Genomic DNA, 14764 nt, shown 5'->3' with positions numbered 1-14764 from the left:
GGAGCTTGATAACCATGGCAGCGACCAAAAAGAAACAGCAGGAAGCCACCACGCCCCAGGTGGAGGCGCGGATCGACCGTCTGGTGGACGGAGATTTCAAGACCAATGGTAAGCGTGCTACCTTATTGCCAACGATTTTTTGCACATTCTTCATAAAGCCTAAGCCGGCAGCATAACTGAGCTTTGTCCCCCAAAAAGAAAAAACAGAAGCGAGAAGAGCCACACTTGCAAGTACAATTACCCAGTCCCTAAAAGACAGACCCCACTGCGGATTCATCGTTTGCAAAGCCATGGCAGCCGGCATCATTATGCCAAGTGCCAACCCGATCAAAATTCCTGAGAGAATACAAAGGCCGGTTCCCTTTTGGTGCATTTTTCTATCATCATTAACCATATACCGATGAAACCTTGGCAAAAGCCGCTTTGACTTATTCATGATTTTCCTCTCCCTCCTTATCATCAGGGAAACCGCCTTGTCTCAGTAGAGCCTGATAGTGCGGATGATGCAGCAGTTCTTGGTGCGTTCCAACTGCAACGATGTTCCCGTTCTCCATCACCGCGATTTGATCTGCACCTAAAATAGCATTTAGGCGGTGTGCAATGACCAAAACTGTTCGGTTTTGAATCAATGTGCTGAGAGCTTTTTGAATTTCCAATTCAGAATCCGGATCAGCAAAGGCCGTAGCTTCGTCCATGATTAAGATCGGTGCATCTGCTAAAATCGCACGTGCAATACTGATCCTTTGACTTTCGCCTCCCGAAAGCAAACAATCCGTTCCCAATACACTATCATATCCCTTTGGCAGAGACATAATATAGTCATCGATTTGGGCCACTTTTGCCGCCCTGCGCACATCATCCATTGTTGCATCCGGTTTTGCAAGCGATATATTGCGTCGGATACTGGCGTTCATAAGCATATGATTGTTTCTTATTAGGAACGCTGTAAATACAAGGCTTTTCGGAGCCTACAATCCGAAAAAAATAATATTTGATCTATCACATTACGCAGAAAGCCGTCCAGGTGCTATCTTGGGCGGCTTTTTTGCGTGGATAGACCGGAAGGAGGCAGAAAAATAATTACAGAAATTTAAGCTGCAAAATTGTGCAACTTTCACGAAAAGGAGGTTAGTGAATGGCAGATGAAAAACTGAACACAGGCCCCGAAGCGCAGAAAACCAAAGAGGCCCCCGCGCCCGCTATGGCTGATCCGGCTCACGGGGAGGCCGCTGTTCCCGGGCACCCGCTGGAACAGGCCGGGCCTGCCGAGCCCGGTGATGTGGTAATCTCTGCAGAGCAGATTGACGCGCTCATGGCAGAAAAGCGGCAGGCGGCCAGGGCCGAGGTGGAAAAGGCAGAGGCATCCCGTGAACAGGAGTCCGGGGCTTCTGCGCCGGAGCGTCCTGCCGCTGAAAGCGAGAAAGCTGAAAAGCCGCGCCGTGGCCGTCCCCCTAAGTCTGATAAGACAGAGCGCCCCGGGCCGGAGGCTGAAAAAGAGCCCAAAAAGGCCGGGCCCCGCAAGGGCCGTCCGTCTAAGGTTGACAAGGCGGCCCCCGACAAGGCCCAGCCGTCACAACGAGACAATTTGTCCCGAAGTGGCGGGAAAGCTCCCGAAGCTCCTGCTCCCCCGGATGCCGGAAAGGATAAGCCCGCAAAGGAGGCCGCTCCCCCGGAGCAGGGTGTGACGGAGCCGACTGTGCCGCCCCGCCCTGTGGAGGAGGGAAAGCTGGTCTATCTGAAACTTTCCGAACTCCATCCGTTCCATACATTCCGCCCCCATCCGTTCAAGGTGCGGGACGATGCCAAAATGCAGGAAACCGTGGCATCCATCAAGCTCAACGGCGTTATGGTGCCCGGCCTTGCCCGCCCGGAAAAGGACGGAAACGGCTATGAGATTGTGGCAGGCCATCGCCGCTGCCGTGGCAGCGAGCTGGCTGGGCTGGAGGAAATGCCCTTTATTGTCCGGGATATGACCGACCACGAGGCGGTGGAGGCCATGAAGGACAGCAACAAACAGAGGGATCAGACGCTCCCCAGCGAACTGGCCGCCCTTTTGGATCTGGAGGTAGAGGACATCAAGCACCAGGGCTCCCGGCTGAAAAATGTGGCCGAGGGCGATGTGGGGAAACGCTCGGTTGAAATCGTGGGCGAGGCGCATGGCATGAACTATAAAAAGGTCATGCGGTATCTGCGCCTTAACCACCTTGTCCCGGAGCTCATGGATAAGGTGGACGATAAAAAGATGGGCTTCATGCCTGCGGTGGAGCTTTCCTATATCAAGCCGAAAAATCAAAGGCTGATTGCCGTTTCCATTGACGGGGAACAGGCGTCCCCCTCTCTGGCCCAGGCAAAACAGCTCCGGGAGCTGGATAAGGAAGGCAAGCTCAACGGCGATGTGATTGACGGCATATTAAGCGAAAAGAAAAAGGAGGATCGCGGCGTGATTATTTCGATGGCCGAACTGGAGAAATATTTTGGCAAGGAGGCCACTCCCGCCAAAATGAAGGAGCAGATCATGACTTTGCTGGACGAGTGGAAGGAGAAACAGCCGCCCGAGCTGGCAAAGGCTCCGAAAAAGATGGAAAAAGACAAGTAACCCGACCACACTTCGAGACAAATTGTCCCGAGGGGCCCCGCCCCTCCTGCAGAGGGCTCTGTGGTGATATATCCCCCGTCGCCGCCTATATTCCTGCACAGCCGGGAGTGGGCCGTCAAGGGTGCAACGCACCGCCGCTTGCGGCGGCCTGCCCTTGACGGTCTGCCCCGGCTGTGCTACTTCCAGCGGCGCGGCGGGGGCATATATCCTCCAGAGCCGCCCCCTTTCCCATGACTGGGAAAGGGCGGGGGGATTGGGCTGAAGTATCTTTCTTCAAAGAACGGAGGTTTTGACAATGAAACGGCCACTTGCTTATATTACCGCCGGATGGCTTGGCGGTGACAGTGAAAACGCAGAACAGGCGGCCCGCTACTGCCGGGCGGTGTATGAGGCGGGCTTTTCGCCCATCTGTCCTACCCTGTATCTGCCCTTGTTCCTCAATGATGCAGTGCCGGAGGAACACAAAAGCGGCATTGACATGAGCCGCGACCTGCTCCGCCGCTCCCATGTACTGGTGGTCTGCGGCCATATCATGACAGAGGCCATGAAAAACGACATCGCCGTTGCCCAGCGGCTGGGGATTACTGCTACCACCCTTGAGGGCATCCTTACCGTCAAGGGACAGGGCCGCCGCTGATGGCGGCCCTTTTCGAAGCCTACATCACGAACCTGGGGAAATATAACGAGGGCGAGCTTGTAGGAGAAACGCTGAAATTCCCCACTACCACGGAGGAGGTGCAGGCGCTCCTAAAGCGCATCGGTGTGGATGGTGTGCGGTATGAGGAGTTTTTCATTACCAGCTTTGACGGTGATGTGCTGGGGCTCTATGACTATCTGACGGAATACGAAAATCTTGACGAGCTCAACCATCTGGCCTGCCTACTTTCCGAACTGGATCAGAGCGATTTGGAGAAATTCGAGGCTGTGATCGACAGCGGCGGGCACACTTCCAGCGTAGCTGACCTCATCAACCTCACGCAAAATCTGGATTGTTACGAGTTTTATCCCGACATTGAAAATGAGGAGGATTTAGGCCGCTACTTTGCGGAGGACTTGCCGATCCCGGAAGATCTGAAAGATTACTTTGACTATGAGGCATACGGGCGGGATGTTTCCATCAACGAGGGCGGCCACTTTGCCCCCGGCGGCTATATTGTCCAGATCAGTGGGAACTTCAAAGAATTTTACCACGATACAAAGGACATTCCCGCCGAGCACAGGGTTTTCTCCTACCCGAAACTTTCTATCCGGGAACAGATGGCGGCCTTCAAAGAGATTATTGACGGTTCCTCTTTGGAAGGCTATCGGAAACTTTCCCATAAGGAGCGTGAGGAACGATAGACGGCACTTCGAGACACTTTGTCCCGAGGCGGCCGCAGGAAAGGAGGCGGTATAACTGATTGATGAAGATGTTTCCCGGCGTACCATAGCAATTTCTGTCCGGGCAAGCAAGCTAACGGCGCGGGGCCTTGCCTATGTGCTGGGGGCTGTGGGACGCAAGATCCGCAAGGCTTACTGGGAACACCAGACGCCCCACGGCAGGCAGAGCGTGAAAAAGCTCATGGGACACGGCGCGGCTACAAACAGCATTGAGCTTTCCGGGGACACGAAGGCATTTGACCGGGTGGCCCGGAAGTGGAATGTGGACTATGCCTTTTATAAAACCGGGCCGGACAAATACCTGTTGTTTTTCAAAGCTGGGCAGGCGGATGCGATCACCGCCTGCTTTTCTGAATACTCGCGGAAGGTGCTGAGTAAATCCAAATCCCGCCGCATCCCCATCCGGGAACAGCTTAAACAGGCGGCGGATCAGCTTGCGAAGGAAAAGCCCCGCAAGCGGGAACGGGTAAAGGAGGCGGTTCGTGAGGACAGATAGCATCAAAAAATATGTACTCCCCAACATCCCCTATCTGTTTGTGCTGTGGGCTTGCTTAAAGCTGGGGACGGCTTACCGTCTGGCCGCTGGCGCGGATTTCGCCCATAAGCTCATGGGGCTGGGGCAGACCATCGGCCCGGCCTTTGCCGACTTTGCGCCGGGGCTTGCTCCCTTTGACTGGCTCATCGGCATTGTGGGCGCTGTGGGCTTCCGCCTGCTGATCTACTTCAAAAGCAAGAACGCAAAGAAATTTAGACGGGATGAAGAATACGGATCGGCCCGCTGGGGCACCGAAAAAGACATCAAGCCCTTTGTCGATCCGAAGTTTGAAAACAACATCATTCTGACCGGGACGGAGTTCCTTACCATGAACACCCGACCGAAAAACCCGGCCAACGCCCGCAATCTCAACGCCTGCGTGATCGGCTCGTCCGGCTCGGGCAAAACCCGCTTTTGGCTCACGCCGCAGATTTTGCAGGCCAGCGCAGATAAAAACGGCGGATGCAGCTATGTGTGCGTCGATCCGAAAGGCGGGGTGCTCTCCCAGGTGGGCTCTTTCTTACAGCGGCGCGGGTATCGGATCAAGGTGTTCAATTCCATTGATTTCACAAAATCCATGCACTATAATCCGCTGGCCTATATCAAGAATGAGGCCGACATCCTTAAATTTGTGGATGCGCTGATTTCCAATACCAAAGGCGAGGGCAAGGAGGGCGATCCGTTTTGGACGAAGGCGGAAACGCTTTTGTACTGCGCTTTGATTGCCTATATCATTTTCGAGGGCCCCGCCGAGGATCGTAACATGAATACGCTGGTAGATATGATTTCCGGCATGGAAGTAAAGGAGGACGATGAAAACTACTTAAACGCCGTGGACTATATGTTCAAAGGGCTGGAAAAGCGCAAGCCGGACTGTTTTGCGGTCAAGCAGTACCGCAAATATAAGTTAAGTAGCGGCAAAACCGCAAAATCGATCTTGATTTCCTGCGGGGCCCGCCTCGCGCCCTTTGACATCCCCCAGCTTAGAGAGATTATGTCCTATGACGAGATGGAGCTTGACCGCATCGGGGATCGGAAAACGGCGGTGTTCTTTATCATTTCGGACACCACGCAGACCTATAACTTTCTTGTGGCGCTGGCCTTTTCGCAGATGTTCAATCTTCTGTGTGAACGGGCCGACAATGTTTTCGGAGGCCGCCTGCCCCACCATGTACGGGTGCTGTGGGACGAGGCGGCCAACACGGGACAGGTGCCCCAGCTCGAAAAAATCTGCGCGGTAATCCGTTCCCGCGAGGTATCGCTGACGCTCTTTTATCAGCAGTTGGCGCAGTGCAAGGCCATTTACGATAAACACGCGGAGACAATTCTCGGAAATATGGACAGCGTGGTATTCCTGGGAGGCCGTGAGGCCAGCACCATCAAGGAAATATCGGAAAACTGGCTGGGGAAAGCCACCATCTCCATGCAGACCGACAGCCGCTCCCGTGGGCAGTCGGAAAGCTACAGTCAAAATAACCAGCGGGTGGGCCGGGAGCTGATGACACCCAGCGAGCTGGCTACCATGCCCGGGGATAAGTGCATTTTACAGCTTAGGGGCCTGCCCCCGTTCTACTCCCCGAAGTATGATCTGAAAAAGCACCCGAATTATAAATACACGGCTGAGGCCGACAAACAGAAAAACGCTTTTGACCTCGACAAGCTCATCAACCGCCGCAGGCGGCCCGGACTTAACGAGGCGTGTGAGATGTATGAGGTGGCTGTGCCGGACGATGCGCTCACGGAAGAGGACGAGGACATCCTCAACTATGACGACATCGACGATCCAGACGCCTTTGCATAAATGGGCTTTGGGACAAAGTGTCCCGAAGCTGTAACCTGCCGCCAGTGATGGCGGCTTTTTTCATGGCCGGGGAACACCCGGAGAAATGGAGGCTCTATGCAGTTCTTTTCTTCCGCTATTGATACTTTGCAGACTCTCGTTGTTGCGCTGGGCGCTGGTTTGGGCGTGTGGGGCGTTGTCAACCTCCTGGAAGGTTATGGTTCCGACAATCCAGGTTCCAAAAGCCAGGGCATGAAGCAGCTCATGGCGGGCGGCGGCATCATCCTGCTCGGCACTACGCTGATCCCTCTGCTGTCCGGCCTGTTTTAAGGTAACGGCTTATGGGATTTCTCACCGACTGGCTGACCGACTGGCTCAAAAGCCTGCTCATTGAAGGCATTTTAGGCAATCTGAGCGGCCTGTTTGATACGGTAAACGCCCGAGTCGGGGAGATTGCGGGAGAGGTGGGAACAACCCCGGCGGCATGGAACGCCGGGGTTTTCTCCCTTATCCGCCAGATTTCCGAAACGGTAATTTTACCGATTGCCGGGTTAGTCCTAACCTATGTGGCGGTGTACGAGCTCATTCAAATGCTCATAGACCGCAATAATTTACACGACATCGACACTTGGATGTTTTTCAAGTGGATTTTCAAAACGGCGGCGGCCATCCTTATCCTCTCCAACACATTCAATATCGTCAACGCGATTTTTGATGTGTCGCAGAGCGTGATTGCAAGCTCGGCAGGGGTGATCCAGGGTTCTACGGACATTTCGCCGGATATGCTGGCGGATTTGGAGGCCACGCTGGAAACAATGGGGCTGGGCTCCCTTTTGGGCCTGTGGCTCCAGTCGATCTTTATCGGTTTTACCATGACCGCGCTGAATATCGTGATTTTCGTTCTGATTTATGGCCGTATGCTGGAAATATATATGCTGACCAGTTTAGCGCCCATCCCGGTGGCTACCCTGTCCAACCGGGAAATGGGGAGTATGGGGCAGAATTATCTGAAGTCCCTGTTCGCCATCGGTTTCCAGGGGCTTTTGATCCTGCTGTGCGTGGGCATCTATGCGGTGCTCATTCAAGGGATCGCCACAGGCGGAGATCCCATCGGCGCAATATGGGGAGCCGTGGGCTATACGGTTCTGCTCTGCTTTATGTTGTTCAAAACCGGAACGATTTCAAAAAGCATCTTTGGTGCTCATTAAAGAAAGGGGTGTTATATGCCGAGAAGATATGGGCCCGACGGGACGCGCCTGTGGTATGGAAAAGCGCCGGAGGACTTTAACGAGGCGGATGTTGCCCGCTTTATGGCGGAAACGGAGGCCATTTTACAAAAGCGGGAATTGCTGGGTGGAAGGGATGACGCAAAGACGATTGCCCAGCAGTTAGCCGAAGGGCGGGCGCAGGCCGCCCGTGAAAACGCCGCCCGCACTGTCCCGGCAAAGGGCAAGGAGGCAAGGCATGACCGATAAGGCGGCTTTGGGACAAAGTGTCCCGAAGTCCCCTGACTGCCCGGAGGGACTGTTTCTGATGGACGGCATCGAGGGCCTGCGTTCCCTCCCTCGTCATTCGGTGGATATGCTTTTGACCGATCCACCCTACGGCACTACCCGCAACTTTTGGGATGTGCCGTTGCCGCTCCCGGAGCTGTGGGAGGCGGTGAAATGGGCGGTCAAGCCAGAGGGCGCGGTGCTATTCTTTGCTCAATGCCCCTATGACAAGGTGCTGGGGGCCTCCAACCTCTCCATGCTCCGCTATGAGTGGATCTGGTACAAAGAACGCGGGACAGGATTTCTCAATGCAAACCGGGCTCCGCTGAAAAAGTCGGAGAATATTTTAGTGTTCTATCAGAAAGCCCCGCTTTACAATCCGCAGTTTACTTACGGCAAGCCGTACAGCCGTGTTCATGCCCGCAGCGGAACCAGCCCGAACTATGGGAAATTTGAGCGGCAGAGCTCCGAGTCCAGCGATGGGCGGCGCTATCCGGGAAATGTGCTGTTTGTTCCCACCGTAACGGGCGGCATCCATCCCACGCAAAAGCCCGTGGAGCTGTGTGAGTATTTTATCAAGACCTATACCCGGCCCGGCGAGCTGGTGGCCGACATCTGCGCGGGCTCCGGCACAACCGCTGTTGCCGCCCTCAATGCGGGCCGCCGCTTCGTCTGCTTTGAAACGGCCCCGGCCTTTTACGCCGCCGCCAGTGAGCGCATCCGCGTGGCACGCTCGGCGGTGGAGGCTGGGGAGAAAGGAGTGTAACTATCGGACGATATTCTATCATTTACGCCGATCCTCCCTGGCAGTACCAGCGGAGCAAGGTACAGGGGGCGGCGGAAAATCATTATCCCACAATGGGGATTGACGAGTTATGTGCGCTCCCGGTGGCGGATCTGGCCGCCCCGGACAGCGCGCTTTTTTTGTGGGCGACTTTCCCCCAGCTCCCCGAGGCCCTGCGGCTGATTAAGGCGTGGGGCTTTCAGTATAAGTCCGTGGCTTTCGTCTGGCTGAAGAAAAACCGAAAAGCTGATAGCTGGTTTTACGGCCTGGGCTTTTGGACGCGGGGAAATGCGGAGATCTGCCTGCTGGCAACAAAAGGGCATCCGAAGCGGCAGGCGGCCAATATCCACCAGTTTATCATTTCCCCCATTGAAGCCCACAGCAAAAAGCCGGATGAGGCCCGGGAAAAGATTGTTGCCCTTATGGGCGATCTGCCCCGGGTGGAGCTGTTCGCAAGACAGACGCCGCCCGGCTGGGATGTGTGGGGAAACGAGGTGGAAAGCACCGTCCCGGACTTTGGGACAAATTGTCCCGAAGTCTCCGGGGCGAGAAAGGAGGTTTCTCATGCCCTATGTAAATGTCCCGAATGACTTATCCAAAATCAAAACGAAAATGGCGTTCAATCTGACAAAGCGCCAGCTCATCTGCTTTGGCGGGGCGGCGGCCATCGGCATCCCGTCCTACCTGCTGGCGCGGGAGCCCCTGGGGAATACCGGGGCCATGTTCCTTATGCTGGCGGTCATGCTCCCGGCGTTCCTGCTGGCGATGTATGAAAAAGACGGGCTCCCCTTTGAAAAAGTGGTTCATAACATCATCCGGGCCAAATTCCTGCGGCCCGGGGTTCGGCACTATCAGACAGAAAACATTTACGCTCCGTTTACCGGGCGGGGCGCTGTGAGAAAGGAGGATGCGATTGCGAAAGGCAAAAAGCAAAAACAGTCCCGGAAGGGGTAACAGCCGGGCGGCCTTGTCCGTCCAGCAGACGATCCCCTATCTGGCAATGCACCCGGACGGGGTGTGCAAGCTCCCCGGCGGGCTCTATACAAAGACCGTGGAATATGAGGACATCAATTATTCCGTGGCAAGTACCGAGGATCAGACGGCGATTTTCGGCGGCTGGAGCTCATTCCTCAACTACTTTGACAGCACTCTGCCGTTCCAGCTTTCCTTTATCAACCGCCGTTCCCATTCCAGGAGCCGCTACAAGGTAAACATTCCCCAGGCGGATGATGATTTTAACAGCGTCCGGGGGGAATTTACCGGGATGCTGAAAAATCAGATCGCTAAAAGCAACAACGGCATTGAACGCTCCAAATACATCACTTTCGGCATACCCGCCGAAGGGATCGCGGAGGCCCGCCCCCGCCTGGAGCGCGTGGAGGCCGATGTGATGGGAAACTTCAAGCGGCTGGGTGTTCCCTGTGAGCCGATGGACGGGCGGGCAAGGCTGACCTTGCTTTATAGCCAGATGCACCCGGGAAACCGGGAGCCGTTCCGCTTTTCGTGGAAGGACATTCCGCAGACCGGGCTCGGCACAAAGGACTTTATCGCCCCGGACAGCTTCGACTTTAGGCAGTCCCGCTCATTTCGGATCGGCCAGTATTGGGGCGCGGTGTCCTACTTGCAGATTTTAGCGTCCGAGCTCTCTGACAAGCTCCTTGCGGAGATTTTGGAGATGGATGCGGAAATGACGGTCACGCTCCATATTCAGACGGTGGATCAGCTCAAGGCCATTAAGACCATTAAGGGCAAAATCTCTGACATCGGAAAAATGAAGGTGGAGGAACAGCGTAAGGCGGTGCGGGCCGGGTATGATCCCGACATCCTGCCACCCGACCTTATCACATTCAGCAAGGACGCGGCGGAGCTTCTGGCTGACCTCCAGTCCCGCAACGAGAGGATGTTCCTGCTCACTTTCACGGTGGTAAACTTTGCCCCCACCCGCCAGCGGCTGGAAAACGATGTGTTTACCGTGGGCGGCATCGCGCAGAAATACAACTGCTCCTTAAAGCGTCTTGACTGGCAACAGGAACAGGGCTTTGTGTCCTCGCTGGCTCTCGGCTATAACGAGGTGGAGATCCAGCGCGGCATGACGACCAGCTCCACGGCGATTTTCATTCCCTTTATGACAAGGGAGCTGCGGATGGCTGGGCAGGCCCTCTACTACGGCATGAACGCCCTTTCCCACAATGTCATCATGGCTGACCGCAAAAAGCTGAAGTCGGCCAACGGGCTGTATCTCGGCTCTACCGGCTCTGGAAAATCTTTCGCCGCAAAAAGGGAGCTCTTAAATGTGTTCCTTGCCATCCCCCAGGATCGGATTTTGATTGTCGATCCAATGGGGGAATATGCCCCGCTGGTTCGCAGGCTGGGCGGCCAGGTGATCGAGATTGCCCCGGACAGCCCCCACCACTTAAACCCGATGGATGTGGAGCTTAACATGACCGCCGGGGAAAGCCCGCTCTCCATGAAGGCGGATTTCCTGCTTTCCCTGTGCGAGCTGGTGGTAGGCGGCAAGGACGGCTTACAGCCCATCGAAAAGACGGTGGTTGACCGCTGTGTGCGGCTGGTCTACCGGGAACAGGCCCTGGGGATTGCCACGGAAAAAACGCCGCTCTTGCAGGACTTGTACGAGGAGCTTCTCAAACAGCCGGAGCCGGAGGCCCGCCGGGTGGCAACCGCCCTGGAGCTCTACTGTACGGGCTCCCTCAATCTTTTTAACCATCCCACCAATGTAAAAACGGACAGCCGGGTGGTGTGCATCGTGCTCAAGAACATGGGAGAAAACCTCCGCAAGATTGCCATGCACATCACAAACGAGTTTGTCTCCCAGGCGGTGGACACCAACTTCCGGGAGGGCGTGGCGACTTGGTGCTACTTTGACGAGTTCCATGTCCTGCTCCGCGATCCTCTGACCGCCAGCTATTTCGTGGCGGTCTGGAAGATGCTCCGAAAAAAAGGATGTGTCCCCAGCGCACTTACGCAGAATGTGAAAGACCTTTTGGCCAGCCGGGAGATTGAGAACATTCTCGACAACACGGATTTTATGATCCTGCTGTCCCAGGCCCAAAGTGACCGGACGATTTTGGCAAAACAGCTCGGCATTTCCGAGCATCAGCTTTCCTACATCACCCACTCCAATTCCGGCGAGGGCCTGCTGTTCTATGGGAATGTGACCATCCCCTTTGTGGATCGGTTCCCGAAAGGCGAGATCTATAACCTGCTGACCACCCGCCCGGAGGATGTGAAAAATGAAGCGAAAACCGAATAACGGCGCGGGCCCCGAACCCAGGGAGGCGGCTGGGGCCGCCGATCCAGGCGGGGCTGGCGAAGGAAGCGCCGGGGGTACTTCGGGACAAAGTGTCCCAAAGTCAAAATTCCGGCAGAAAAGCAACCAGGAGAAAGCGGCGGCATCCAAACTCCGCATGGAAAAGCGCGGGGAAAAGCTGGATCGGGCAAAGGAAAAGCTGGCAAAACAGAAGCCGCCCAAAAAGCCGGGCCCGGTGAGGCGTGTGGGCCGGGTGGCCAGCGGCTCCGCCCACAGCTTTGTGCATGGGAAGATTTACGAAAACGAGCATGAGAATGTGGGCATCGAAGGGGCCCACCGCTCTGAGCTTGTGGGCGAGTCTGCCCTGCGGCATGGCTCCCGGTTTGTGAAACGGAAAATCCGGGAGCACCCGGCAAAGGCGGTTCGTAAGGCCGAGTCCAAATATATCAAGGCTACGGCAGATTACCATTTTCACACCGCCGCACAGGAGCACCCGGAGCTCTCCAAAAACGCTTTGTCCCGGTTTTGGCAGAAGCGGCGTCTCCGCAAGAGGTATCAGAAGCAGGCAAAGGAGGCGGCCAAATACGGGGCCCAGGCCGCCGGGAAAACGGCTGTTACCACAGAAAAGCTGGCGGCCCGGGCGGTGGGTTTTGTGAAACGCCATCCCGTGGGCTGTCTGCTGGCTCTGGCCTGCGTCCTGCTTGTGTTGGTGATGCAGTCCTGTTCTTCTTCCCTTGTTACGCTGGGAAACAGCACCATCGGCGCGGTGGGGGCCAGCACCTATCCTTGCGAGGACGGGGATCTGCTGGGGGCCGAAGCCGCTTACTGTGACTTGGAGGCGGAGCTATCCGACTATCTGGACAGCTACGAAAGCACCCACGACTATGACGAGTACCACTTCGACCTGGACGAGATCGAGCATGATCCCTATGTGCTTCTTTCCCTGTTGTGCTCGCTCCATGAGGGCCAGTGGACGCTTGACCAGGTGGAGGGCTCTCTGCAAACGCTCTTTGACAGCCAGTACATTCTGACCGAGGATGTGGTGGTGGAGGTGCGCTACCGGACGGAAACCCACACCGACAGCGAGGGCAACGATTACGAGGTGGAAGTCCCCTACAATTACTACATCTGCTATGTGACGCTGGAAAACAAAAACCTGTCCCATCTGCCTGTCTACCTGTTGAGCGAGGATCAGATGTCCCAGTATGCCATCTATATGGCAACGCTGGGAAACCGCCCGGATTTGTTCCCAGGCTCCGAGTATGTCGGCAAGTACACTGAAACGCCCGAGGGGTACGAGGTGCCCCGGGAGTATCTGGATGACGAAACCTTTGCCGCCATTCTCTCCGAGGCCGAGAAATATATCGGCTATCCCTATGTATGGGGCGGCTCCAGCCCGGCCACATCCTTTGACTGCTCCGGCTATGTGTCCTGGGTGATCAATCATTCCGGCTGGAATGTGGGCCGCCTGGGGGCCCAGGGGCTCTATAACATCTGTACGCCGACCAGCAATCCGCAACCCGGCGATCTGGTCTTTTTCAAAGGCACTTATGATACGCCGGGGGTGAGCCATTGTGGGATTTATGTGGGTGACGGGCGGATGCTCCACTGTGGAGATCCCATCGGTTACGCAAACCTAAATACAAGTTACTGGCAGTCTCATTTCTACGCCTACGGGCGTTTACCATGATTGGAGGTTATCTATGGCAACGGCAAAAAGCATGAAAATCCAGGCCGAGATTGATAAGGTCAAGGCCAAAATCAGTGAACAACAGGCCCGACTGAAAGAACTGGAGCAGAAAAAGCTGGAGGCGGAAAACAGCGAGATCGTGGACATCGTGCGGGGCATGAGCATCCCCCTTGCGGAGCTCCCGCTCCTGTTTGAAAAGCTGAAGGGCGATGGGGTTTTGGGACAAAGTGTCCCGAAGTCTGAACCCGGCGGGAAGGAGGAAAATTGAATATGAAACGATGGAAGTCTCTGACGGCGGCGCTCTGTGCCGCCGTTCTTTTATGCGGCTTTTCGGCTGTCCCGGCCTTTGCCTATGCAGACGGCGGTGAGGGCGAAAACTATGGTGATCCCACCATGACCGAGGAAACCACGGCCCCGGAACCGGAGCCCGCCATCGAACCGGGCGAGGGCTTCTCGGAGGAGGGAAACCTTGTTACCCGCGATCTGCTCTATGACGAGCACACTAACAAGCAGTTTATCACGGTGCAGACGGCGGGCGGGAACACCTTTTACATTGTCATTGACTATGACAAGCCCGTGGACGAGGAAGGCGAGCAGTATGAAACCTACTTTTTGAGCATGACAGACGAGGCCGATCTGCTGGCTGCGGCGGAGGCTGCCGGGGTGGAACAGGCCGCCTGCTCCTGCTCTGAAAAATGCGCGGCGGGGGCTGTCAATACGGATTGCCCGGTCTGCGCTGTCAATATGACCGAGTGCGCGGGCGTTGAGCCGGAACCCGTGGAAACGGAGGAAACCGGGGAACCCGTCCCGGAGGAGGCCGAGCCGGAAACGGGCGGCAATATGGGGATGCTTCTACTGGTGCTGGCCGTGGCGGTGATCGGCGGCGGGGCTGGCTGGTACTTTAAGATTTACCGCCCGAAACATGAAAAAGCCGCTGAACCCGAGGAGGACTACGGCGGGGAGCTGGATGGCTATGACGGCGGGGAACCCTACGGGGACGAGGATGATGATGGCCCGCCCTGGGACGAGGAGGACGATGACGGAGAGGAGGCTGACAAATGAGATTTACCAACAGCCCCTTTGAAACAATGATGAAGCAGAAGCCCCGTCTCCAGGCTCCGGCCACGCCGAAGCCGCCCAGGGGCTCCCGGTGCTCCGGGTGTCCCTACTGGCGGGGCATCGGCTGTGTGTCCTGCTACCGGGAACTTTTGAAAGCCCCGGCTGGCGGGAGGTGAGGC

General features: G+C 56.1%; 18 protein-coding genes. 17 read left to right on the top strand and 1 reads right to left on the bottom strand.

What is annotated here, in order from left to right:
* Nucleotides 1–14: 14 nt before the first annotated feature.
* On the top strand, nucleotides 15–176 hold the full coding sequence (locus B5G03_RS17315) for a hypothetical protein (RefSeq protein ID WP_162613317.1): 162 nt from the start codon (nucleotides 15–17) through the stop codon (nucleotides 174–176).
* A 252-nt stretch (nucleotides 177–428) separates the two neighbouring features.
* Here the strand turns inward: B5G03_RS17315 and B5G03_RS03155 are convergent, their stop codons facing one another.
* Nucleotides 429–914, bottom strand: coding sequence for an ATP-binding cassette domain-containing protein (locus B5G03_RS03155; RefSeq protein ID WP_242962271.1), 486 nt, complete (start codon nucleotides 912–914; stop codon nucleotides 429–431).
* 221 nt (nucleotides 915–1135) lie between these two features.
* Between B5G03_RS03155 and B5G03_RS03150 the strand changes: the two genes are divergently transcribed.
* From B5G03_RS03150 to B5G03_RS17565, 16 genes are all read left to right on the top strand, one after another.
* Nucleotides 1136–2596 carry a ParB/RepB/Spo0J family partition protein gene (locus B5G03_RS03150; protein WP_087180320.1) on the top strand — a complete coding sequence of 487 codons (1461 nt, stop codon included), beginning with the start codon at nucleotides 1136–1138 and terminating at the stop codon, nucleotides 2594–2596.
* A gap of 295 nt (nucleotides 2597–2891) precedes the next feature.
* On the top strand, nucleotides 2892–3233 hold the full coding sequence (locus B5G03_RS03145; RefSeq protein WP_087180319.1) for a DUF7768 domain-containing protein: 342 nt from the start codon (nucleotides 2892–2894) through the stop codon (nucleotides 3231–3233).
* Nucleotides 3233–3937, top strand: coding sequence for an antirestriction protein ArdA (locus B5G03_RS03140; RefSeq protein WP_087180318.1), 705 nt, complete (start codon nucleotides 3233–3235; stop codon nucleotides 3935–3937). The genes B5G03_RS03145 and B5G03_RS03140 overlap by 1 nt, the downstream gene beginning before the upstream one ends.
* Nucleotides 3938–3992: 55 nt before the next feature.
* Nucleotides 3993–4472 (top strand): PcfB family protein, encoded by a 480-nt coding sequence (locus B5G03_RS03135; RefSeq protein WP_481808403.1) that lies wholly within the window; start codon nucleotides 3993–3995, stop codon nucleotides 4470–4472.
* Complete coding sequence (locus tag B5G03_RS03130; RefSeq protein WP_087180316.1) at nucleotides 4459–6312, top strand: VirD4-like conjugal transfer protein, CD1115 family; 1854 nt, start codon at nucleotides 4459–4461, stop codon at nucleotides 6310–6312. Before B5G03_RS03135 ends, B5G03_RS03130 begins: the two co-directional genes overlap by 14 nt.
* A gap of 96 nt (nucleotides 6313–6408) precedes the next feature.
* On the top strand, nucleotides 6409–6621 hold the full coding sequence (locus tag B5G03_RS03125) for a Maff2 family protein (protein ID WP_002578752.1): 213 nt from the start codon (nucleotides 6409–6411) through the stop codon (nucleotides 6619–6621).
* 11 nt (nucleotides 6622–6632) lie between these two features.
* Nucleotides 6633–7499 carry a VirB6/TrbL-like conjugal transfer protein, CD1112 family gene (locus B5G03_RS03120; protein WP_007055142.1) on the top strand — a complete coding sequence of 289 codons (867 nt, stop codon included), beginning with the start codon at nucleotides 6633–6635 and terminating at the stop codon, nucleotides 7497–7499.
* A 15-nt stretch (nucleotides 7500–7514) separates the two neighbouring features.
* Complete coding sequence (locus B5G03_RS03115; RefSeq protein WP_087180315.1) at nucleotides 7515–7766, top strand: hypothetical protein; 252 nt, start codon at nucleotides 7515–7517, stop codon at nucleotides 7764–7766.
* Nucleotides 7756–8550 (top strand): DNA-methyltransferase, encoded by a 795-nt coding sequence (locus tag B5G03_RS03110; protein WP_087180314.1) that lies wholly within the window; start codon nucleotides 7756–7758, stop codon nucleotides 8548–8550. The genes B5G03_RS03115 and B5G03_RS03110 overlap by 11 nt, the downstream gene beginning before the upstream one ends.
* A 2-nt stretch (nucleotides 8551–8552) precedes the next feature.
* Nucleotides 8553–9158 carry an MT-A70 family methyltransferase gene (locus B5G03_RS03105; RefSeq protein ID WP_087180313.1) on the top strand — a complete coding sequence of 202 codons (606 nt, stop codon included), beginning with the start codon at nucleotides 8553–8555 and terminating at the stop codon, nucleotides 9156–9158.
* Nucleotides 9133–9522 carry a PrgI family protein gene (locus B5G03_RS03100; protein WP_032741782.1) on the top strand — a complete coding sequence of 130 codons (390 nt, stop codon included), beginning with the start codon at nucleotides 9133–9135 and terminating at the stop codon, nucleotides 9520–9522. Before B5G03_RS03105 ends, B5G03_RS03100 begins: the two co-directional genes overlap by 26 nt.
* Nucleotides 9476–11839 (top strand): VirB4-like conjugal transfer ATPase, CD1110 family, encoded by a 2364-nt coding sequence (locus tag B5G03_RS03095; protein WP_206423597.1) that lies wholly within the window; start codon nucleotides 9476–9478, stop codon nucleotides 11837–11839. The genes B5G03_RS03100 and B5G03_RS03095 overlap by 47 nt, the downstream gene beginning before the upstream one ends.
* The gene (locus tag B5G03_RS03090) at nucleotides 11820–13526 is read left to right on the top strand and encodes a C40 family peptidase (protein WP_087180312.1); all 1707 of its coding nucleotides are present in this window, start codon (nucleotides 11820–11822) and stop codon (nucleotides 13524–13526) included. The genes B5G03_RS03095 and B5G03_RS03090 overlap by 20 nt, the downstream gene beginning before the upstream one ends.
* A gap of 13 nt (nucleotides 13527–13539) precedes the next feature.
* Nucleotides 13540–13794 carry a DUF4315 family protein gene (locus tag B5G03_RS03085; RefSeq protein ID WP_087180311.1) on the top strand — a complete coding sequence of 85 codons (255 nt, stop codon included), beginning with the start codon at nucleotides 13540–13542 and terminating at the stop codon, nucleotides 13792–13794.
* A 2-nt stretch (nucleotides 13795–13796) separates the two neighbouring features.
* Nucleotides 13797–14588 (top strand): DUF4366 domain-containing protein, encoded by a 792-nt coding sequence (locus B5G03_RS03080; RefSeq protein WP_087180310.1) that lies wholly within the window; start codon nucleotides 13797–13799, stop codon nucleotides 14586–14588.
* Nucleotides 14585–14761 carry a hypothetical protein gene (locus tag B5G03_RS17565; protein WP_164496665.1) on the top strand — a complete coding sequence of 59 codons (177 nt, stop codon included), beginning with the start codon at nucleotides 14585–14587 and terminating at the stop codon, nucleotides 14759–14761. The genes B5G03_RS03080 and B5G03_RS17565 overlap by 4 nt, the downstream gene beginning before the upstream one ends.
* Nucleotides 14762–14764 lie beyond the last annotated feature (3 nt).

Origin of the sequence: Gemmiger sp. An50 (assembly GCF_002161595.1) — a bacterium.
In the GTDB taxonomy this organism is placed as follows: Bacteria; Bacillota; Clostridia; order Oscillospirales; family Ruminococcaceae; genus Allofournierella.
Note: the sequence above shows the minus strand (reverse complement) of the source record. Positions and strands in the feature narration are given on the sequence as shown.